Consider the following 21410-nt stretch of genomic DNA (forward strand, 5'->3'; position numbering starts at 1 on the left):
GGAAACAACACTGAATCAAAAGTCACAGAGAAGTCAGGTATGAGTAATTTAACACTTGATAGCTTAGCGCCCCTAACGGAAACCGACATCAAAGAACTTGTTACCCAATGGTATAGAAAATTGGATGTTCATGCGCCAATGGTTGAAATTTTGCCATTGCTGGCAGATCAAGACCTAGAGATGGTATTTCCAGAGACTACAGCCCACGGGTATGCAGGGTTTGAACGCTGGTATCAGCGAGTTATCCGCGTGTTTTTTGATGAAATTCACACATTAAAAGAAGTCACCCCGACCCCGGTCAATGACACGACAGAAGTCAAAATTGTTGTGCAGTGGCAAGCTAGTATGTGGAACCCACCTAATCCGAAAAGCGATCGCATCAACTGCGACGCTCACCAACGCTGGGTCACTCGGCGCTCCTCCACAATCGGTAAACCGATAATCGTGAAGTACATAGTTGACAAATTAGAGTATTACGAAGGCTCGGCCAGGATTTAAACATTAACCTGAGGAAACAAAGCAATAATCATGAGCAACAAAGTGCATGACTATATTGTAATTGGGGCTGGTACGTCAGGCTGTGTAATTGCCCGTCGTCTGAGTGAAAACCCTAATACCAATGTTCTCCTGTTAGAAGCAGGCAATACAGATCATAAACCAGCCTTCCGTAATTCGGACTTGCGCTCTTTTTTCGGCACTTGGAATACAGATGCCGATTGGCAATATTTAACTGAAGAAGAAACCTATCTAGGTGGACGTAGAATTCCCATTACCCAAGGTAAAGTCCTCGGTGGTAGTAGCTCAGTCAATGGGATGATCCATGTCCGAGGAAGCAAATACGACTACGATAACTGGAACTATCTGAGTAACGAGTTTTGGAGCTATAAAGAAGTCTTACCTTATTTTCTGAAAATGGAAGACTATGCAGGTGGAGCTTCTGAATATCACGGTGTTGGGGGCCCAGTCCACGTAGTAGACCATACCGATTTAACCAGTGCCGCCAAAGCTTTTTTAGCTGCTGTCGTTGAATTGGGATATAAACCTCCTCCCACTGATTTCAATGGGCCTGATATGGTGAATGGAGCAGGGGTGTACCAATTTGCTCACACCCCAGACGGTAAGCGATGTAGTGCTGCTGTTGCTTACTTACTCCCAGCCACAAATCGTCCAAATTTGACAGTGACACCTCAAGCACAAGTCACCCATCTGCTGCTAGAAGGGAAGCGCGTTGTGGGTGTGGAGTATCTTCAGGAAGGCACTCTGCATCAAGTCATCGCAGAGGGTGAAGTTATCCTCAGTGCTGGTGCGTTTGCCTCGCCTCAACTACTGATGTTGTCAGGTATTGGCCCAGCAGAACATTTAAGGCTCCACGATATTGCAGTTGTTGTAGATTTACCAGGGGTAGGGCAAAACCTGCAAGATCACACACTCTTAAGGATGGGGTTTGAATGTCAAGAACCACAACCCCCACCTTCAGTGATCACTGAAGTAGGTTTTTTTACCCATAGCCGCAGTGGGATGGAGAATACTGCCCCTGATTTGCAGTTTTTGTTCAGTAGTTTTTTATTCTCTGACGAGGCTGAGGGGGGAGTCTTTATTGGTGGGACACATTTACTCTGCTGTCCAACACTGTTACGCCCCCAAAGTCAGGGCAGTGTTAGCCTGCGTTCTAACAATCCCTTGGATTTAGCGGTCGTTCGCACTAACTATATGCAGTGTGATATTGATGTGCAGGTATTGGTGAAGGGTGTTGAAATAGTGCGTGAATTAATGAACACAAAAGCTATGTCAAAGATTGGCCCTAGAGAACTAACCCCTGGATCTGCCATAAAAACAGAGCCGGAACTGCGTGATTACATCCGTGCCAACTGTTTTACCGAATGGCATCCCACAAGCACCTGTAAAATGGGACGCGATCGCCTGTCAGTGGTCGATCCTCAACTGCGGGTATATGGAGTTGAGGGACTGCGAGTAGCAGACGCTTCTATAATGCCAGCAATTGTCAGTGGTAACACTAATGCTGCTTGTCTGATGATTGGTGAAAAAGCCTCAGACATAATTATTCATGGCTGAATCACAGCCCCTATATTCAAGAGTAAGTTCTTCGCCTATGTCATATATTAATGCGACGAAATCTTCAAATATAGTTACACCAACTAATGCCAGCTTTGAAAGCACACTGCAAGCATTGCGGCAAAATCCTGTCCCCTTCATTACAAATCTTGCTCAAACCTACGGTGATATTGTCCGACTACCCTTTGGCTCAAGAGACATTTACTTGCTTAACCGTCCTGACTGGATTCGTCAAGTTTATTTGGGAGGAAGTGAAATTTTTGCCAAACGCAAAGATGCAGCTACAGAAAAGTCTTATATAAATGACATTGCCCCAATGATACCCCTGTTGCAACAGGACTTGATTCCGACTTATGCCCCTGCCATTGTGGAGGCAGCTCTCAAGACAGATGCTCGTTGGCAAAATATGTATCAACAGCACCAGTCACCCATAGTAGACATCTACAGAGAGATGATGCGTCTTACAGTACCCATTGTCTCTAAAACCCTGTTTCAAGAAGAGTTAGAGACAGAAAGTGCCGCGATTGTTGACGCGCTGCTGACAATGGATGTGGGTTATGGTTTTGATACTGTTGCTGCCATTTTAGGGGATACAGTGCCTCCATTAGAGGTATCCATAACACCAGAAATGCAGGCAGCTCGTTCTGAGCTTCTCCGCATTATTCACAATTTAATTGTTGCACAGCATACGTCTTTACATTCTCAGTCTCTCCTCTCTGCATTACTACAACTCCAACTTAGTGATGAGCAAGTAGCTGATATAGCCTTGAAGACATTTTGTGCTATGCATGAAGTGACAGTGACAACCCTATCTTGGACTTGGTATTTGCTATCACAAGCCCCTGAGGTAGAGGCACAGCTACATACTGAACTGACAAATATTCTGGCAGGACATACCCCAACATTTGCAGATGTTGAAAAACTAACGTATACGCAAATGATACTTAACGAGACGCGACGGCTTTATCCTACAGTTTGGCTAGTCGGACGTTTTGTTAGACAAGATGTATCATTTGGGGATGATTTGATACCAGCTGACTCTATTGTGCTGGTTTCTCAACGAGTCACACATCATGATGCCCGTTACTTTCCTGACCCAGAGCGCTTTCATCCTGAGCGTTGGACATCAGAAGTTGTGGCAACTCGTCCAAAATTTAGCTTTTTTCCCTTTAGTGCAGGGCCCCGTCAGTGTCTTGGTAGAGATTTTGCCTGGATAGAAGACACACTGATATTAGCGACCTTGGCACAGCATTGGCAAGGAAAACTTTTACCAAACCAGGTACTCGAGCCGCATCCGCAGAAGTCATTTGCCCCTCGCTATGGCATAAAAATGACTTTACATCATCGGTAAGTACCAGCCATCTAATTAGTATGGTTTCTTGATTTATTTTTATCAACTCAGGAGAATTTAATCATGGCAGAAGTACCCAGCTCTCACATGGGAAAAATGTATAAAGAACACATTCAATACCTTCAGAAAAAGGATATTGAAGGTGTATTGCAGAATCAATATACTGATGATGCTTTGCTGATTAGTAGCATTGAAAAAAAGCCTCTTTACTACAGAGGGCATGAAGAATTAAAAAAACATTTTCGCGGGATACTTGATGTTGAAGGGTTAGAAAGTGATATTGCTTTTTGGGCTGAGACTGAAAATCCCCAAACTCTGATGATTGTGGAAGCAATCACAATGCAGACTGTCAATGGTGAAGTTAAAATGCGCTTTGCTGATAGTTGGGTTTTAAGAGATGGGAAAATTGCTATCCACTTTGCTGGTATGACTCAGTATGCTGATGGTTCTGTGGCCTAAAGCTATTCGGTTTGTTGACTCACCCTGAAATTAAAAGGGTATTGCCATGAAAGTTTCCCTCACGGTTAATGGCAAACAGTACAGTGCAGATGTTGAACCACGACTGTTGTTGATGGATTTTCTGCGGGATTATTTAGGTTTGACGGGAACCAAAAATGACGGCGGTTCAACTTCCGGAGTATGTACAGTTCTGCTCAACGGATTGTCAGTCAAAAGCTCATATATATTAGCTGTTCAGGCTGATGGCGGCGAGGTTGTAACTATTGAAGGTCTTGCGGAAAATGGTCAACTGAATCCACTGCAATCAGCATTTTGGGAAATGTACGCTGTTCAAAGCGGCTTTTCTACACCAGGGTTAATCATGTTATTAACTGACCTCTTGCAACGCAACCCTAATCCTAGTGAAAGGGAAATTCGTCATTGGTTGGATGGTGTCCTTTCACGGGATACTGGGTATCAAAATGTAATAAGTGCTGTACGGTTGACTGCTGAAAAAATACAGCAGCACTAAGAAGCCAGAATAAAGATTTCAGAAGGGACGCATGGTATTTATGAAGGAAATACTCAATGATATTGAACAATGGTTCACTCAAGGTCATGCTGTTGCTTTGGCTACTGTAGTTAATACAGTAGGGTCAAGTCCCAGGGAAAGAGGCGCAGTGATGGCGGTGAGTGAGGCTGGTGAGGTGACAGGTTCGCTCAGTGGTGGCTGTGTGGAAGCGGCTGTGGTTGAAGAAGCTCTAGGGGCGATCGCCCAAGGGCAGCCACGGCTACTAACTTATGGTGTGGCTGATGAATTGGGTTTGCAAGTAGGACTTACCTGTGGAGGCACAATTCAAGTTTTTGTAGAATCACTGGAATTAGCATCGGCTCAGAAGAACTTACCACTACCAGTTATCTTTGACGCTATTCGTAAAGCATCGGAGCAATCTATAGCACTGTGTACAGTAGTTGCAGGAAAGTGTGTTGGTGCTAAGATGATTGTGACTGACAAGAATCAGCGTTTTGGCTTTCTTGGTAGCCAGGATCTCGATCAAGTAGTAGCTCTTGAGGCACAAGGATTTCTCTCACAAGGATTAAGAGATATTCGCTACTATGGCATTAATGGGGAGTGTTACCAAACAGACCTAGCTGTATTTATTCATTCTTTTGCTCGACTACCTCACTTAATTATCTTTGGTGCTGTTGATTTTACGCGATCGCTGTGCAAACTAGCCAAGATGTTGGGCTATCGAGTAACTATCTGTGATGCTCGTTCTAGCCTGAATACACCAAAACGCTTTCCGGAAGCTGATGAAATAGTTGTGGACTGGCCTAGTAACTACTTACAAACCACCACAGTTGACTCCCACACTAGTATTGCAGTACTCACTCATGATCCTAAATTTGATCTACCAATTTTGGTAAATGCTGTACGTACTCCAGCAGCTTACATTGGAGCTATGGGTAGTCGCAAAGCTACGGCCGAGAGAATTGAGCGACTGAAAGAAGCTGGACTGAGTACAGCAGAAATTAACCGAATCACTGCCCCTATCGGCTTAGACATTGGTGCTATCACCCCCGATGAAACGGCAGTATCAATTATGGCTGAGATAATTGCCCAAAGAAGTGGACGTAGCGGTGGGAGACTTAATGCTAACCAGAATCTAATTCACCCCCGGATTTCACAATTCAATCAACAGCAGGAGGTGATTTCTCTATGCTGAAGCTTGATCCCAATCAAAAAAAGATTGCTATTGCCATACTCGCAGCTGGTAAAGGTTCTAGGTTTAATGGGGATTGTCCCAAACCTTTAGCTTTATTCCAGGGGCGATCGCTGCTTTGTCACGCCCTCACAGCTGCTATTAATAGCAAACTTGGGCCGATATTACTGGTAGTAGGATATCAACATCAACAAGTAGCAACAGCAGCAGCAAATGTTTTGATTGTCCATAACCCAGATTGGCAGCGAGGGATTGCTTCTAGTCTCCAGACAGCCATACAAGTTATAGAACCAGATTTTACTATTGGTGCTTTGTGTGTAGGACTGGCCGATCAACCCTTGATTGGCGCTGAGGCTTATCGCCGTCTTGCCTGTGCTTATCATCAAGGTGTTAGTTTTGCCGTAGCTACCTATAAAGGCGCTAGACGTAACCCCGTTCTGTTAGGGCGTGGGATGTGGCCAGAGGTGATGCATTTGACGGGAGACGAAGGCGCACGAGCATTAATGAAAAGCTACCCAGTAATGGAGGTGGCTTGCGATCGCACTGGCAACCCTTTGGACATTGATACTACCGCTGATTTACAGGTATTAGAAACCAATATTTTGTCCTATTCTAGTTAAAAGAGATTCTCATGATTACCTTGGATGATCAACGTGACTTGAAAATACAAGTAATTTTGGCACATTACAAACAACCTCGACATAGAGGTCGAACCAATCCAGTACATGGATATTATCGTGGCCATACGCCTTACTGTGGAGATACGATTGAGCTAACAATACAGATAAATCAAACAAGTAACATAATTGAGGATGTCAAATTTACTGGGGAAGGTTGCGTCATCGCGATCGCATCCGCAGACTTAATGGCTGATGCCTTAATAGGCAGACCTGTAGATGAAGCTTTGGAAATGGGGCAATGCTTCCAAAATATGATGCAAGGGCAAGGTAGCTTCCCCGATCAACCTAGAGAGTTGGCAAGACTCAACGTGATGCAGGTTATTAACCAACCTCTGCGGATAAAATGCGCTAACCTCTCTTGGTATACCCTCAAAGCAGCCTTAAAACTATCTCAAATTAATTCACTTAATTGAAGCTACAAGTCAGTCTCCGCGGCTGTCTATTTGTATCAACCTGAAAGTGAAATGGTGTAAGAGTTGGGAATCCTTGATTTTTTAATTTTATCCTTCAATTCAGCAACGCCCATATTTTAAGCACAAACAAATATATATGAGAAGCAGGTGATAGGAACCCCAGAGCAAATACAGCACAATTCTCAAGGAAGGGCATTATGGCTAATAAAATCTTAGGGACATCGATTAAGCGGCGGGAAGATCCAGCGTTTCTGCGGGGAGAGGCTCAATTTATCGACGATATCACCCTGCCTAATATGCTGCACATGGCGATTTTGTATAGTTCCCAGGCACATGGATTGATTAAAAGCATTGATACTACTATTGCTCAGAGTATGCCTGGCGTAGTTAAGGCGATCGCTGGGTCTGATACTAGTGAGATTATGCCTCTGCCCTGCATTATGAATCCTGGGGGTGAGGCATCCAAATTTCCTCCTCATCCTTATGGTGTTCCTGGGGCACAAACTGTACTAGCTACAGATAAAGTGCGTTACGTTGGTGAATTTGTGGCGGTGGTAGTAGCCGAAAGCCGACAACAAGCTTACGATGCTTTAGCTGGAATTAAAGTGGATTATTTACCACTCCCAGTAGAAACTAATGCCGAAGCAGCGCTCAAGCCTGATGCACCTCAACTACATGACACAGTGCCAGGAAATCTCAACCAATACAACAGCTATGGCGACAAACAAGCAACCCAACAGGCGATCGCTAATGCTGAAGTCGTGGTTAAACAAAGGATTCGCTACCCGCGCCTCATTCATCATGCAGAAGAACCTCGCGGTTCTATTGGCAATTACAACCCCGAAACACAAGAATATACCTTGTGGACTAATACTCAAATTCCTCATGGGAATCGTTTTTTACTGTCTCAGCTAGTAATGAAGATTCCCTACAACAAGTTGCGCGTCATTGCACCCCATATTGGTGGAGCCTTTGGTTCTAAAGGTTATCTCTATCCAGATACGGCGCTTGTGCTTTTCTTGGCAAAAAAATTAGGTCGTCCCATCAAGTGGATTGACACACGAACGGGTTTAGCTCGCTCTACAGTACATGGTCGAGATCAAATTCACTATAGCACTCTTGCTGGCACCAAAGATGGCAAGATTACCGCGCTACACGATACCATCTATGCCAATTTAGGAGCTTATCCCGCTACTAATGGGCCAGCTGCACCTACGGCTTTAACTGGTCGCAGTATCACAGGTGCTTATGCGATCGCCCATCCCTTTTCAGAAATTTACTGTGCTTTTACTAATACTGTTCCTGTGGGCCCTTTGCGGGGTGCAGGTCGTGCCGAAGCTATGTTTCTGATTGAACGGATGGTTGAGATTTTCGCTCGCGAAATCGGTATGGATTCCGCCGAAGTCCGGCGGAAAAATATGGTACCTCCCGATCAGTTTCCTTATGAAAACGGTTTGGGCTGGACTTATGACTCAGGTAACTATGAAGCAGCCCTGGAAAAAGCTCTAGAGATGATTGATTACAGTCATATTCTGGAACAGAAAGCAGAAGCGAAAAAGCGAAATAAGCTTTTGGGAGTGGGGATTGGTTCTTATGTGGGCATCTCAGGTGTTGGTCCTTCCCCCATGATGCATAACCAAATAGGTTTAATTGGCAGTACTTGGGGCAGTGTGCATCTCAGGGTTCATCCCAGTGGCGAGGTCAGCCTGATAGTTGGTAGCCAACCTCATGGTCAAGGTCATGTAACGACACTATCTCAGGTAGCAGCTGAAGTACTTGGCGTTGACATAGAGCAGATAGAAGTGCTGCACTCAGACACTAAAGGGGCAATCTATGCCCAAGGGAGTTACGGCTCGCGGACTTTTTCTGTGGAAGGCGCAACGGTTTACCAAGCTAGTAAGAAGATTAATGAGAAAGCGCGTCGCATGGCTGCTCATATGTTGCAAGTTGCAGAGTCAGATGTGGTGATTCAAGATGGTAAGTTTTATGTGCAAGGAAGGCCAGATCAGGTAAGAACTTTACAGGATATTGCTTTAGCGCTTTGGTACGCTTGGGATTTACCCGCAGGGATGGAGCCAGGGTTGGAGGTGATTACTTTCTTCGATCCACCAAATTTTAATTTTCCCTTTGGAACTCATACAGTTTTGGTGGAGGTAGATGAAGAAACGGGTCAGGTAGATGTGGTTAAATATGCGGCTGTAGACGATTTTGGCAATATCGGCAATCCCCAGATTGTAGACTCTCAAACCCACGGCAACATACACCTCGGCATTAGTCAGGCGTTATGTGAAGAGGCAGTGTATGACAGTAAGGGACAAATTCTCACTGACAACTATATGACCTACGCGATCGCTAAGGCTTCTCAATTGCCCAACTTTGAAATTGCCCGCACAGTTACCCCTAACCCAAATACTGCCATTGGTGCTAAGGGTGCAGGTGATGTAGCTAATTTGCCTACAGCAGCAGCGATCGTCAACGCAGTCTGTGATGCCCTAAGTGACTTCAAAGTTAAACATATTGACATCCCCCTAACACCAGAAAAAGTTTGGCGGGCCATGTCTGCATCTTGCTAGATGTGATTTAGCCAATTACCACTGAAAATTTTGGCGTTGCAAATGCTTCCTATTAAATTTGATTATGCTGCTCCTGAAAATTTAGCAGCAGCAGCAAAGCTACTCCACGAAAATCAGCAAGCCCGGATTCTGGCTGGTGGTCACAGTTTACTGACGGCCATCAAGTCAGGTCTAATTTCTCCTTCTCTGTTAATAGACCTCAAAAAAATTCCTAATTTGCAAGATATCAAACTCCCACAAGAAACCGGCGGTATTCTGCAAATTGGAGGTATGACAACCTATGACCAAGTAGCTACCTCCTCGGAAGTGCAGAAAAATTATCAGGCTTTAGCAGAAGCGGCCAATAGCATAGGCGATCCTCAAATCCGTAACTGGGGGAGGATGGGTGATATTTTCGCTTACCGCGACCTCGCCTGTGATTTGCTGGCTGTTGCTTTGGTACTGGAGGCAACTTTTCATCTCACCAGTGCTAACAACAGTCGGGTGATAACGGCAGATGATTTCATTTCTCTTGGTATCCAAACACAATGGCAAATACCTGAAATTCTCACATCAATTGATTTTCCCGCCCCTATTTCTCGGTCTGGTAGTGCCTATGAATTCTTAAAGCATCCAGCTAGTGGCTATGTTATCTGCGGTATCGCTGTCTTAGTAGAGTTATCTGCTAATGATGTTGTAGATAAATGCTCTGTTGCTGTAACTGGTGCTACATCTTATCCTCTCCGACTGTCTCAACTAGCACATAGGATACAGGGTAAAGCTCCAACACCAAAGAATATTGCTACAGCAGCTAATTTAGCAAGAGAAAGTATAACTACAGCCCAAGTTAGTAATCAAGAACTAACTATTGTTGCTGACCGTTATGCCTCTAGTGAATATCGACATCACATGATTGGTGTATTTACTCAGCGAGTACTTACCCGCGCTCTTAAACAAGTTCAAATTCCATAGCAAATTATGAATATGGCGACAACACAAATTACCTCTGGCCGTCAGTTTCTTGAAGAACACTTACGCTACCTCGAAACCAGACAGGTAGAGGAAATGATCAACAAGACCTACAAAGAAGATGCAATTTTGTATAATGCTTTTCCTTGCTTGGATACTCCACCCCCAAATGTGGTTCAAGGTCGGGAAGAATTAATCAGAGTTTTTAACATTTATCTCGACTATCAAGGGGAAATTAAAGTGGACTCTATGTACAATTTTCTGGCAACAAATGATGTGATTTCCTTCCAAGCTACAATTACATCCCCTAAAACTGGTAAGTGGGTAGTTGCTGATACTTGGATGATGGAATCAGGCAAAATTGCTCGTCATTTTGGTGTTGCACACAAGCTAGAAGATTCTTAAAAACTAATCGGTAAAAAACTCTCAAATTCATAGGGCTGTTATGAACAGAGCCAGCATATAAATTTCGAGTCAAAAATCATGGAGAAAATAAGTCATGAGCTTGCACATCTTTTCTCAAGTTGCACTTACTTGTAAAGACCCAATTGCGACAGAAAGATTCTACACAAAAAACTTTGGTTTTAAGCGAGCTAGGGTGACAAAAGTTCCCGATGGTGAGCAGATTGTTGCGATCAAGATGCTTGATAGTGCCTTCTACTTTGAGCTTTTTAAAGCGAAAGAGGAACTTCCTGTAGTTCTCCCAATTAATGATGGGCCAGAATATCCCTCTGTACGTCACTTGGCTTTTAAGGTTGATAATGTAGACGCCAAGTTAGCAGAGATGGGCGACGATGCCAAGATAACTCTTGGCCCTTTGAACTTTGATGAATATATTCCAGGGTGGCGTACAGTTTGGATTTATGACCCAGACGGCAGAATTGTGGAAATTAGCCAAGGCTTTGTTGATCAAGATAATCCACCGCCTTTGGAGACAGATTTAACAGGTCGGAAAACTCAGCCTATACATTTTGCGTAACTTGCAAAAAGTGGTGGTGACAGATATGAAAACCATAACCTAATTACCTGAAGGATGCCATTATGGCTACAATTACTGTTCAGTTTACCTATTTTACAGGTATCAAAAAAGCAATTTTTAACAATCCCCGTTTAATTGGCACTTGGGATGAAAACGGTCGCTATTCTCAACAATGGCGATCGCACCAAATGCAGCAAATCATTGGTGAAGATGGCTGTCCTGGCTTTCAAACTACGGTTGAACTTGATGATTCCCAAGTTGGTTGGCTATTTCGCTGGGGTGTAATGCTAGATAGTCCAGCAGGTAATAACTTGTGGGGAATCCCAACTGAGATTAATGATCGCAATTCCAGCGATCGCCATCGTAGTTTTACGTTACAATCTCCTGAAAACGGTCAGTCTCAACAAGAGAGATATTATCTAGTTCATAGCCGCAGGCTAGGTGCGCAACCATATTATCTTCCTGGTGAATCTCAGCCTGCGCTGCGGTTTGCTGTCTGGTCGCCAAATGCCCGTAATGTAGAAGTTGTGTTTGGTAACAGCAGTAGTGGGTATATTGCAGACGATTTTTTTCGAGATGATCCTGATTTTGGCATGAATCCTCACCTGGGACCATTTCCTATGTCGCGGACAGAGGAGGGGATTTGGCAAACAGATGTGACAGTATCACCAGAACTGGCTAATTTCTCCCGCTTTGACCACATCCCTTATATGTTTCGGATTGCCAATGAAGGAGGACGGGTAGTTTATCGAACTGATTTGTACTCTCGTTGTCAAATTGGTAAAGGCAATATCAATCCTGATGGTAAGCCTTTCTCTAGTCGATATCAAGATAAACAGGGAACACCTTTTTCGGGAAAATATCAAGATTTGGATGGTACTAAAAGCTGTTCTGTAGTCATCAATCCAGATATCGTAACTAAACGTTTTCAGGAACCAGTCTGGCCAGAACAAGAATTTATCCCAGAACAGGAGTTCTGGCATGATGAGTTTTCATTGGAACGCCATATACCCCAGCGTGTTGAAGATTTAGTGATTTATGAACTCCATGTAGGGTCTTTAGGTTATGGTCACGATAGACCAGGAAACTTTGAGGATGCGATCGCTTTACTACCCTACTTAGTAAAATTGGGAATTAACGCTGTCGAACTTTTACCGATGGCAGAATTTCGAGACGAAGTAAATTGGGGCTATGAAACATCTCATTACTTTGCTTTGGAATATAGTGCGGGTGGTAGAGACCAACTGAAACATTTTGTTAGAGAATGCCATCGTCATGGAATTGCCGTGATTTTAGATGTGGTGTACAACCACTTCAATCCTGATGGAGAACGGGCTGAATGGGCATACGACTCGGATATTCCCGAACATAATATCTATTACTGGTATGAGGGCAACTCTGGTGATTATTTTTACCCAGATAGTAGACCTTTCCCTGAAGGTGGCTTTGTTGACAATATGTCTACGGGTTATGCACCTCGGTTTTATGAAGAGATGGTGCGACAGATGTTTATCAGCAGTGCTGTAACTCTCATGGAAGAGTTTCATGTAGACGGCTTCCGGGTTGATCAGACAACTTCTATGCACCTATACAACCAACTGCACGCTGATGGCAGTCCTGTTGGTAATGCCAATATTTTTGGTGCTAAGTTCCTCAGAGAATGGACAAGGACAATGAAGCTGATCCGACCTGATGCCCTCTTGATGGCTGAGGATCATTCGGATTGGGAAAAAGTCACTGAATCGCCCGATATTGGGGGCTTAGGTTTTGATGCAGCTTGGTATTCTGAGTTTTATCACCATTTAATTGGCGATGCTAGGCCGGGAACGGAATATGCCAAATTAATTCCTACAGCTGGATACGGTACAGATGCACCCTTAGCTATGGATAAATTTGCTGGGGCTTTGGGATGGTCTGGTCATAAAAAGGTTGTCTATCATGAATCCCATGACGAAGCGGGTAACTCTTATTTTGAAGAAGGAGGACAGAGAGTTGAATCACGGCGCACAATTGTATCTGCTGCTAACGCCGCACCCTTGATTGGCGAAACCCGACGTTATGCAGAGGCGCGTTGTCGTTTTGCTGTGGGAGTGTCGATATTGTCGGCTGGTACGCCAATGTTTTTGATGGGTGAGGAAATTGGCGCACAAAAACCTTACAGATACACCGACTTCATGAATAACCGGGAGAATTTGCTAGGCGATCGCCAAACTAATGGTCAGAGATTGTTCCGATTTTACCAAGACCTGATTCAGCTGCGACGCGACCATTCAGGACTGCGATCGCACTTGATTGATATTCTCTATGTTCACAATGCCAACCGAGTTATTGCTTTCAGACGTTGGGATGTAAGTAAAGAATTTTTGATTGTAGCCAGTTTGAATAATCACCCATTCCGTTCAGGGTACACCATTAACAATTCCCGAATCAGAGATAGTCAATGGCAAGAGATATTCAATAGTGATGCCTCACTCTACGGAGGAGATAATATAGGCAACTTTAAATTGAACATCTCTGCAACTAACGGAGATATTCATCCCATAGTTCCAGCCAACGGATTTGTTGTGTTCCAGCATCATTAATTGGGAGGTAGATATTCAAAACTATTGGTTATCGAACGTAACTATTAATTCAAACTGGGCGCGTGTTTTCTGGAAAAAAGGTTAAGCTGGCTCCCCCAAAATTTTTCGTTAAATTTTTCCTTAAACGATTACCGATCGCCTTTCATTTGGTCAAACCAAGCGATCGACGCCAACGAACTACCGATCCGGCTGCCACTTCTCACATCACCAATCCCAATTGCGTGTTGTCGCATGGCTTGAATCAATTGCTGTTTGTCGAAAATGCCTAACTCATCAATCCGCGACTGAACGACCATTTCCTCTAGATTGGGTAAATTCTTGGCTAGTCCCTGCCAATAAACCTCATTGAAATTCCCCTTGAACCGCCGAGTCCGAATCGGTTCGGGCAGAATCCCGTGCATCGCCACTTGCAGCAGAGGCTTAGGAACGCCAGGGATTTCTCTTAGTTCTCTGGGGAGACTGAGACAGTAGGTAATTAAACGCGGATCGAGGAACGGTTGGCAAATTCGGATTCCCAGAGGTGCAGCAAAATACCAGGCAGCCCAATTTCCGGCAGATGCCCGCAGTCCTAGCAGATTTAAGGATTGCTCTACCGGATATCTGTTGATCTCGCGTATAGTCGCTAGTGCCTTGCCCCGCATATCATGCTGTTTGGCAAAATCAGGAAGAACCCAAGGAGGAATGGTAAATGAACCTAGTTTTGGCCAGCGTCCATAGCCTCGGCGGATTAAAGTTGGGAAACCCTCTCGCAGCAGTGGCGAAATTAAAGGTTCAATTCCGAAGGGGTACAAAATTGACCAGAGGCTCTGGTTCTTGGCATTAGCCCATTGACGCGCTTCTTGTAGAGCTTTGTGCCAGTGACCTTGACGCATCAAATCTGCCAAATGCAGCCGATTTCCTTCTACAATCAGTTCTGCTCCCCCTCCACTCATAATCGTCGTCACTCCTAGCTGAGCAGCTACATCAACCAGCACCTTTTCCATTGCTAAGTGGAATAAACCAGGATAAGGTTCGTCGTGGGCAGGGATTTCTTCGGTAAACCACTGGAAGTCTAGAGCTGCATCCCCATTCACATAATGTGGTTCAATCGCTCCTCCCTGATCCACCACCATCTGAATGTAATCCGTTTCACCTGCCAGACTCCGCATTTGATAAACCAAAGAAAGGGTAGTCAGCCGTCTGGGAGAAGTTTCTGTGGCTAGTAGCTCGCGGGCAATACACACTATAGAAGAGCTATCCATCCCTCCTGATAAGTGAGAAGCGATTTTCTCGTCCTGAATTCGCTGTTTGACCGCTTGCCGAAAAAGGTGGATAAACTGTAAACCTGCTTCTTGGGGCGTGATATTTTCTATTGGTTGAATTTGCTTCATCCAGTCCCAAGACCAGATTTTTGTTGTACGACCAGCGGCAGTCAATACTAGGAGAGTGCCCGGTAGAATCCGTTGAATTTCCTCAAATGCTGTCTTTTCAGTGGGTAAATCGACAAAAGCATGGGGAAACATTAAGAATGAGGCGAGAAAATCTTTATTAATGGCAGCTTGAGAAAGTCGTTGCGCTAATAATTGCAAATTAGTGCTAACCCAAGTGGTTTGGTTGTGGCGCGTCCAGTACAAGGGAAAGCTTCCTAGAGGATCTCGCAGGGCGAAAAGACATGATCGCTTTGGATCAAAAACCACTAGCGCAAATTCACCCTCGAGTTTCTCTAAACCTTGTGCGTCATAATGTTGGAAAATAGCTAATACCAAAGCTGCATCTAAGGCGAAGTCCTGCTGAAATGCTTGAGGAAAGCAATTTCTCAAGTCATCCTGGTAATAAATTCGTCCCATCAGCACCGCTGCCATCTCTGTTGCGGAGTCTTGGGCGAAAGTTACTAGGGAACTTGCTGGGGAAAAGAGATGAAATTCAGGTTTTCCGGTTGCTTCTAGGATGACTTCAAATCCAGTTCTCATGGCTGTCCTCGCTGTCGCTTTTAGAAATATCTGATAACTGGGATAAAGGATTGACAATGAGCTAGTTCGTCCGTCACAACTAAGCCATGACACTCAACCCAGGCGTGGACTTGAAACGGATAGTGATCGATGCCGATAACTAAAGTTGCAGGTAAATCGTAAAAAGTACGGAGAAGATGATAACCAACGAGTGCGCGTTCTTTACACACCATTGGTAAGAAAAGTTTACTAGCAGCAGCTTCCCGTACCATTCGATCCACTGTTTGAATGATATCTGTTGTTACTGTGGTGTCATTTAGTGATATTACACCATGCCAATGTTGCCACAATGACACAGTGCGACTCCATCCGAGTAGACGAAAACTGAGCCAACTTAAGCTTAACAATAGCTCAACTATAAAACGATTGGGAGTTGGTTCAGGATTCACTAAATTGCAGAAAATTGAACTGACTGTTTTTAAGAGTGAAAGTAAGATTTTATTGAGTATTGTTCGACAAGAATGCATTAAATAAAACCACCAATTAAAGGATTTCACAGGAGTAACAAGTATTTTTTTTTGCTTGAATTTCTGTAAGAGGGTATCCAAGTCAGATCGAGCATTTTCTTCGCTTACATCATAGATTTTATTTAATTCGCTAACTGTCTCTTCTACCCCCTTTCCTAGTACTAGCAACAACATTAATGTAGCAATTTTATCTAGTCCATAAAACTGCCCACGAGAAAAGTCCAAAATTTGAGCGATCCCATCTTGTAAAAATATAAATACGTCTTGGTTGAGGCTATAATTGTTTCCGTTTCTTTTATTCAAATTTTTTTATCCACTATATTAAGCAGTAATAAAAATTACATACTTTATAAAAAGTATTTTATTAATTAAATTTAAATTGTTGCGCCAAATAAAATATTTTTTTCAATTAGTATCATGCTAACATTTGTTGCAATAATTGTCCAAGCTGCCTCATTCATCTCTAAAATAAAGTTCAAGCTTTTCTTCATCTGCTAATTAGCCAGAGCCATCAAAGTAAGGCTTTGAAAAAATCCATCTATCTTAAGAAAGATAGAATAGACTAAAACCCTCTTTCATACTGCTTTATTTTAATTACTAAACTAATCAGCATTTAAGTTGCATAAAAGCAGGGCTGAAGCCCTTACTACAAGCGAATCACTCTGGAAAAATGAATGACGATTAGCTTGATATTTACACCGTTTGACTGATGAAATTAACGATTTCAGCTTCTCTATTACTAAATTTTAAAAATTAAATAATTTACAAATAAGGTAGCTTTTATTTTCTATAAAATTTTTCAATTTAAACATTTTTTTAGTTTTACTTATCTTTTTATAAATTAGAAAAAATATATAAGTTTATGCTAAAGATAATAATATTTTTTATGTTTAGAAAAGAAGGTGATCAAAATGGTGAATAACCAAAAAAATCATAAACATATTGATGATTACTCAGAGGAAGAACAACACCTTAAGCGAAAAGAACACTATATACCTCCAAAGAACTGGCTATCCAAGTTCTGTAAGAAGACTGGCTTTGCTGATAAAACCTTATGGGATTTTATACAATTAGTAGGTCCTTCTTTCGTCTTGGCTGTGTTAGGGCTTTATGTCAGCTGGAGTGTTGAAAACACCCAGAGAGACATTGAAACCAACCAGTATCAGCAAAAAGCGCTGGAAAACTATATTACTGAAATGACCACGTTTATAGTTGAACACGATATATTCGGAGTTGGTTTTCCTAAGAAAGAAAAAGATCGTCAATCAGATAAAACACCCTTTCAAAGATCAGACATTCTGACAAAAGAGTTAAAGAGTATCGCTAAAGCCAAAACTTTAACTACATTATTGCTGCTAAAGCTAGATCGAGACAGACGAGACCTATTGCTCTATTTTTTAAGGGAAGCAGACTTATGCTGTATAACTATTCCAAAATCTTCTAACGAAGTACACCTTTTACAAGGTATCCGGCTCCCAGGAGCCAACCTGCGCGAAGCCGACTTAACTGATGCTAACCTGAGTCAAGCCCATTTAGAGTTTGCCGACCTAAGAGATGCCAAATTAGCTGGAGCTAACCTGACAAAAGCAAATCTGCATGGAACTGACCTGAGAAATACTCAGCTTAATAAAGCTTACTTGAAAGCCACTTTCGCTGCTCATGCCAACCTAGAGGGAGCCAACCTAGAGGGAGCCAACCTAGAGGAAGCCACCCTTGACCAAGCCAACCTTAAGGGAGCTAAACTTACATCCTCTGCTGATCCCCCGGGCAAACCGATTAAAACTAACTTAAGTAATGCCAAGCTCAGAGGAGCTAGCTTACAGGGAGCTAAACTTCAGAAAGCCAACCTCTATAAAGCCAACCTAGGTTTACCTAGTCTCCCTCCAGATGATCAGAAAGATCTGCCAAAAGAGGAGAAAAAATTATTTCGCTCCACAACCGATTTGAGAGAAGCCGATTTGAGAGAAGCCGATTTGAGAGAAGCCGATTTGACAGGAGCCGATTTGAGAGAAGCCGATTTGACAGGAGCTAAAGGAGGCAGAGCATCCGATCTTTCAGAAGCAAAACTGTGTAACACTACTATGGAGGATGGAAATGTATCTAATCGAAATTGTTGGTGGAATAGGCTCTTGTTTTGGAGAAAATCCCCCCATTGATTCTCTACCTAACCGTAGTAGTAGTACAGGGAGTTAGGTCCGTCATACTTATTACCCTGGGTAGCGGCCTGGACTTTTTCTAAGGAGCCGAGGAAATAGACTTGAGGCTGACAATAGGGTAGTTGGTTGCTGGTTTTAACTTGTTGCAATTGTGCCTGTCTTGCAGACTCTAAATTTATTTTAGACATAGGAATCCAGTTAAAAATATGTACAGTTATATTATAGCTTGACTAAGGCGCAGCTAATTATTAAACGCCATAATATTTATCATTAAAAAAATTAGCAGAAGTATCCGCCGATTGTAATTCACTCCTCTAGAAACGAAGCCTGGATGATGGGCAGAATTAAGGAGATTTGAGGTTTTATAAAGAACACTGGTCAGGTTTTGCCTAACAAGCTGCGACATAAGCGTCACCAAGCTCTTTCTTCAATTCTCTCATCTAAATCTTTCACTACTCCATCGCTCCCAATATCTTAATCAGAGGTTTTTAACCACATTTCGGGAGAGTAATATAGATAACTATTAAGTAACGAAATTACATAAACTTCTAATGCAACCGATTAAACTCAGCCCCTTGCAAACATTTTGGCGTAGCTTGATAATGGTGCTTCAAGCAGCACCCAAGGAGTTACGCTACCTCACCATTCTGACGTTAATTAGTGGTACGGGATCTCCCAGCACTCTTTTTTTCAACAAAATTATTATCGATCAAATCTCCCACTTACTAGGAAAATTTACAACAGTAAGCTCGTTCACTCTTATCTTACAAGAGCCACTCTTACTTGGGAGCATTGGAGGATTAATACTACTTAATTTATTAACCGAATCAATGAACGCGATCGCTAGCTTGGTTTTTTCTTCTCTGCGCGATCGCGTTCAAGGTTTCGCTCAAAGTATTGTGCTGAATAAAGTTGCCAATTTTGCGGATATCGCCTTATTTGAAACCCCCGAATTATTGAACTTGGTTCAACTGGCAGAAACAGGAATAGAACGGCTCAAGGAACTATCCTTGCTTGTAATTACAACTTTGCATGGTTTTTTTATTTTAATTCCTGCTATTTTGCTCTCTGGCTCAATTGCTTGGTGGATACCGTTAATTTTATTTACCTCTGCTACACCAGCGATTTATGTGGAATTGACTTACCGCAAAAAAAGCTGGGAAGTCGAAGAAGCTCAGGCGAGTCTTGTCCGCCAAATGAACTTGCATAAGGATGTTTTAGTGGGTGAAGCTTATGCCAAAGAATTACGCTTATTTCAGCTACAACCTTTATTGCTGGATCGGTGGCAAAATCTTTTCCAAACCATGTTTAGATCGATGCAGCAAATCCGCAAAAAAGGGACGGTGCTTGTAATCACTTGGTCAATGGTGAATGGATTAGGAACCGCTTTACCCTACATTTATGTTGTTATAGGAGCTTTACGCGGGATTTATACTTTAGGAGATTTAGCACTTTATGCAGGTTTGATCCTACAAGTACGCCAGAGTTTGTTTTTACTGATTAATAATGGGTCTAACTTGTATGATGTGGTTTTGGGAACTCGTCCGATTTTCCAATTATTAGAACTGAAGCCGAAATTGCGGTTATCGTTAGCCTCAAGGGAGGATACTGCTGCTAAATTGTCTTTGACACCAAAGGCGATCGCCCAGCACCAGGGAATCGAAATCAAGAACTTATCTTTTTCTTATCCAGGTAGCGACAGCAAGATTCTGGACAACATCAACCTCACAATTCAGCCGCATCAAATGATTGCCTTAGTTGGTGAAAATGGTGCCGGGAAAACAACTTTAGCTAAGTTACTCTGTCGCCTGTACGATCCAGGTAGTGGCGAGATTTTGTGGAACGGACAGGATTTACGCGAAATTGGCTTAACACAGCTATACTCACGCCTTGCTGTGGTGATGCAAGATTACGCTCGGTTTCCAGCTACAGTGTGTGAAAATGTGGGTTTTGGGTACTTACCTGCGTTACAGGATGTTAACGCCATCCAAGAGGCACTAAGGGCAGCTGGAATTGCCAAAGCTGTGGACAATCTGCCGCAAGGCTTAGAAACACTATTAGGTAAGCAATTAGCAGGCGGAGTGGACTTGTCAGGAGGACAGTGGCAAAGAATTGCGATCGCTCGTGCGCTGATGCGATTATCCTCGGCAGAACTATTAATTTTGGACGAACCTACAAGCGCACTCGATCCGAAAACCGAGCATGAAATTTACCAGCTTTTACGTGCCATTGCTGCTAATAAAATGGCTGTTGTCATCAGTCATCGTTTAGCTTTATCCAAACTGGCAGACCGGATTATTGTTTTAGAAAATGGCAAGATTATAGAAACAGGAAGTCATGAGGAATTAATAGCAAGAGGTGGACAATATCATCTCATGTTTACCCGTCAAGCAAGTAGCTATCAGTAGACTGAACTATCAAATTAAGGTCAGGTATTGAACTTTCAAAGAAGCGATTGTGATTTAGCTGTTATGAACCAGCAGATCAAGCAACAGCGTTGCTTTCTGTTTCAGTTTACTTCACTGGTTTACTTTTGAAAGCAAAGTTGAGCAACCCGCTTTGAAACTTTGAAAGCATAAAGCGAGCAACTTGCTCATCTTATACCAAGTTGCAAAAGATAGTATTGTTACATTCTGTTATATAGAACAGAGCCAAGAAAATCCGACTTCTCCCTTGAACCTATCCCACTAATAAAATTCTTTGAATCCAAATATGAATAGTAGCAAGATCAAGAAATGCATCAAAATATACTTTTCGACGTTCCCAGCAAACAGCTAAACGACGGTATTTGCGTTGATACCAAGCAAAACAACGTTCTTGCTGGTATCTTGTCACAGATATTTTGATCGGTCTACCTTTATTTTTCTTAGTTTTCCAAACTCTTTTTGGTATTTGGGGTCGAATACTCGGAAAGCGTAAACTTGCACGTTGTTGTTTTGAGTCATACCCCTTATCGGCAGCCAACACCCTAAGTCGTTTACGTGGTCTACCGCGTTTCAAGGTTTTTAATTTGACTTTATTCGAGTATTGCTAATACC

The 21410-nt window shown here is 42.9% G+C and carries 19 protein-coding genes; 15 read left to right on the top strand and 4 right to left on the bottom strand.

Going from position 1 to position 21410, the window contains the following annotated elements:
* Positions 1–39: 39 nt before the first annotated feature.
* The 13 genes from F8R90_RS19950 to F8R90_RS20010 all read left to right on the top strand — a co-directional run bounded on the left by F8R90_RS19950 (position 40) and on the right by F8R90_RS20010 (position 13761).
* Positions 40–498: a hypothetical protein gene (locus tag F8R90_RS19950; protein ID WP_196512124.1), complete on the top strand. Its 459-nt coding sequence runs from the start codon at positions 40–42 to the stop codon at positions 496–498.
* 30 nt (positions 499–528) lie between these two features.
* Positions 529–2073 (top strand): GMC family oxidoreductase, encoded by a 1545-nt coding sequence (locus F8R90_RS19955; RefSeq protein WP_196512125.1) that lies wholly within the window; start codon positions 529–531, stop codon positions 2071–2073.
* A gap of 37 nt (positions 2074–2110) precedes the next feature.
* On the top strand, positions 2111–3424 hold the full coding sequence (locus F8R90_RS19960; RefSeq protein ID WP_196512126.1) for a cytochrome P450: 1314 nt from the start codon (positions 2111–2113) through the stop codon (positions 3422–3424).
* 63 nt (positions 3425–3487) lie between these two features.
* A complete protein-coding gene (locus F8R90_RS19965; RefSeq protein WP_196512127.1) occupies positions 3488–3883 on the top strand; it encodes a nuclear transport factor 2 family protein in 396 nt (131 codons plus the stop codon).
* 46 nt (positions 3884–3929) lie between these two features.
* A complete protein-coding gene (locus tag F8R90_RS19970) occupies positions 3930–4394 on the top strand; it encodes a (2Fe-2S)-binding protein (RefSeq protein ID WP_196512128.1) in 465 nt (154 codons plus the stop codon).
* Between the two features lie 31 nt (positions 4395–4425).
* Entirely contained in the window at positions 4426–5589 is a 1164-nt protein-coding gene (locus tag F8R90_RS19975) for an XdhC family protein (protein WP_196512129.1), read from the top strand.
* A complete protein-coding gene (locus F8R90_RS19980; protein WP_196512130.1) occupies positions 5583–6206 on the top strand; it encodes a nucleotidyltransferase family protein in 624 nt (207 codons plus the stop codon). The genes F8R90_RS19975 and F8R90_RS19980 overlap by 7 nt, the downstream gene beginning before the upstream one ends.
* 11 nt (positions 6207–6217) lie before the next feature.
* On the top strand, positions 6218–6679 hold the full coding sequence (gene sufU / locus F8R90_RS19985; RefSeq protein ID WP_230966512.1) for a Fe-S cluster assembly sulfur transfer protein SufU: 462 nt from the start codon (positions 6218–6220) through the stop codon (positions 6677–6679).
* Between the two features lie 197 nt (positions 6680–6876).
* Positions 6877–9252 (top strand): xanthine dehydrogenase family protein molybdopterin-binding subunit, encoded by a 2376-nt coding sequence (locus F8R90_RS19990; protein ID WP_196512131.1) that lies wholly within the window; start codon positions 6877–6879, stop codon positions 9250–9252.
* 42 nt (positions 9253–9294) lie between these two features.
* The gene (locus F8R90_RS19995) at positions 9295–10203 is read left to right on the top strand and encodes an FAD binding domain-containing protein (protein ID WP_196512132.1); all 909 of its coding nucleotides are present in this window, start codon (positions 9295–9297) and stop codon (positions 10201–10203) included.
* A gap of 12 nt (positions 10204–10215) precedes the next feature.
* The gene (locus F8R90_RS20000) at positions 10216–10605 is read left to right on the top strand and encodes a hypothetical protein (RefSeq protein ID WP_196512133.1); all 390 of its coding nucleotides are present in this window, start codon (positions 10216–10218) and stop codon (positions 10603–10605) included.
* A gap of 94 nt (positions 10606–10699) precedes the next feature.
* On the top strand, positions 10700–11179 hold the full coding sequence (locus tag F8R90_RS20005; RefSeq protein WP_196512134.1) for a VOC family protein: 480 nt from the start codon (positions 10700–10702) through the stop codon (positions 11177–11179).
* 62 nt (positions 11180–11241) lie between these two features.
* Positions 11242–13761 (top strand): alpha-amylase family glycosyl hydrolase, encoded by a 2520-nt coding sequence (locus tag F8R90_RS20010; protein ID WP_196512135.1) that lies wholly within the window; start codon positions 11242–11244, stop codon positions 13759–13761.
* A 128-nt stretch (positions 13762–13889) separates the two neighbouring features.
* On the opposite strand, the gene F8R90_RS20015 is transcribed toward F8R90_RS20010, so the two are convergent.
* On the bottom strand, positions 13890–15710 hold the full coding sequence (locus tag F8R90_RS20015; RefSeq protein WP_196512136.1) for an asparagine synthase-related protein: 1821 nt from the start codon (positions 15708–15710) through the stop codon (positions 13890–13892).
* Positions 15711–15730: 20 nt separating this feature from the next.
* Positions 15731–16519 carry a lasso peptide biosynthesis B2 protein gene (locus F8R90_RS20020; RefSeq protein ID WP_196512137.1) on the bottom strand — a complete coding sequence of 263 codons (789 nt, stop codon included), beginning with the start codon at positions 16517–16519 and terminating at the stop codon, positions 15731–15733.
* Positions 16520–17127: 608 nt separating this feature from the next.
* On the opposite strand from F8R90_RS20020, the gene F8R90_RS20025 reads away from it, so the two are divergent.
* Positions 17128–18372, top strand: a complete 1245-nt coding sequence (locus F8R90_RS20025) for a pentapeptide repeat-containing protein (protein WP_196512138.1) — start codon at positions 17128–17130, stop codon at positions 18370–18372.
* Positions 18373–18380: 8 nt separating this feature from the next.
* Here the strand turns inward: F8R90_RS20025 and F8R90_RS20030 are convergent, their stop codons facing one another.
* Positions 18381–18560 carry a hypothetical protein gene (locus F8R90_RS20030; protein WP_196512139.1) on the bottom strand — a complete coding sequence of 60 codons (180 nt, stop codon included), beginning with the start codon at positions 18558–18560 and terminating at the stop codon, positions 18381–18383.
* A gap of 363 nt (positions 18561–18923) precedes the next feature.
* Here F8R90_RS20030 and F8R90_RS20035 point away from each other — a divergent pair, with 363 nt between their 5' ends.
* Positions 18924–20780 (top strand): ABC transporter ATP-binding protein, encoded by a 1857-nt coding sequence (locus F8R90_RS20035; RefSeq protein WP_196512140.1) that lies wholly within the window; start codon positions 18924–18926, stop codon positions 20778–20780.
* A gap of 271 nt (positions 20781–21051) precedes the next feature.
* Here the strand turns inward: F8R90_RS20035 and F8R90_RS20040 are convergent, their stop codons facing one another.
* Positions 21052–21372 carry a transposase gene (locus F8R90_RS20040; RefSeq protein ID WP_230966514.1) on the bottom strand — a complete coding sequence of 107 codons (321 nt, stop codon included), beginning with the start codon at positions 21370–21372 and terminating at the stop codon, positions 21052–21054.
* Between the last annotated feature and the right edge of the window lie 38 nt (positions 21373–21410).

Source organism: Nostoc sp. NZL, from assembly GCF_015714705.1.
Lineage (GTDB): Bacteria > Cyanobacteriota > Cyanobacteriia > Cyanobacteriales > Nostocaceae > Nostoc > Nostoc foliaceum_A.

What these genes read in the sequence shown, in the direction of transcription:
- F8R90_RS19950 (WP_196512124.1), top strand. Translation starts at nt 40, where the DNA reads ATGAGTAATTTAACACTTGATAGCTTAGCGCCCCTAACGGAAACCGAC.
- F8R90_RS19955 (WP_196512125.1), top strand. Translation starts at nt 529, where the DNA reads ATGAGCAACAAAGTGCATGACTATATTGTAATTGGGGCTGGTACGTCA.
- F8R90_RS19960 (WP_196512126.1), top strand. Translation starts at nt 2,111, where the DNA reads ATGTCATATATTAATGCGACGAAATCTTCAAATATAGTTACACCAACT.
- F8R90_RS19965 (WP_196512127.1), top strand. Translation starts at nt 3,488, where the DNA reads ATGGCAGAAGTACCCAGCTCTCACATGGGAAAAATGTATAAAGAACAC.
- F8R90_RS19970 (WP_196512128.1), top strand. Translation starts at nt 3,930, where the DNA reads ATGAAAGTTTCCCTCACGGTTAATGGCAAACAGTACAGTGCAGATGTT.
- F8R90_RS19975 (WP_196512129.1), top strand. Translation starts at nt 4,426, where the DNA reads ATGGTATTTATGAAGGAAATACTCAATGATATTGAACAATGGTTCACT.
- F8R90_RS19980 (WP_196512130.1), top strand. Translation starts at nt 5,583, where the DNA reads ATGCTGAAGCTTGATCCCAATCAAAAAAAGATTGCTATTGCCATACTC.
- sufU (WP_230966512.1), top strand. Translation starts at nt 6,218, where the DNA reads ATGATTACCTTGGATGATCAACGTGACTTGAAAATACAAGTAATTTTG.
- F8R90_RS19990 (WP_196512131.1), top strand. Translation starts at nt 6,877, where the DNA reads ATGGCTAATAAAATCTTAGGGACATCGATTAAGCGGCGGGAAGATCCA.
- F8R90_RS19995 (WP_196512132.1), top strand. Translation starts at nt 9,295, where the DNA reads ATGCTTCCTATTAAATTTGATTATGCTGCTCCTGAAAATTTAGCAGCA.
- F8R90_RS20000 (WP_196512133.1), top strand. Translation starts at nt 10,216, where the DNA reads ATGGCGACAACACAAATTACCTCTGGCCGTCAGTTTCTTGAAGAACAC.
- F8R90_RS20005 (WP_196512134.1), top strand. Translation starts at nt 10,700, where the DNA reads ATGAGCTTGCACATCTTTTCTCAAGTTGCACTTACTTGTAAAGACCCA.
- F8R90_RS20010 (WP_196512135.1), top strand. Translation starts at nt 11,242, where the DNA reads ATGGCTACAATTACTGTTCAGTTTACCTATTTTACAGGTATCAAAAAA.
- F8R90_RS20015 (WP_196512136.1), bottom strand. Translation starts at nt 15,710, where the DNA reads ATGAGAACTGGATTTGAAGTCATCCTAGAAGCAACCGGAAAACCTGAA.
- F8R90_RS20025 (WP_196512138.1), top strand. Translation starts at nt 17,128, where the DNA reads ATGGTGAATAACCAAAAAAATCATAAACATATTGATGATTACTCAGAG.
- F8R90_RS20030 (WP_196512139.1), bottom strand. Translation starts at nt 18,560, where the DNA reads ATGTCTAAAATAAATTTAGAGTCTGCAAGACAGGCACAATTGCAACAA.
- F8R90_RS20035 (WP_196512140.1), top strand. Translation starts at nt 18,924, where the DNA reads ATGCAACCGATTAAACTCAGCCCCTTGCAAACATTTTGGCGTAGCTTG.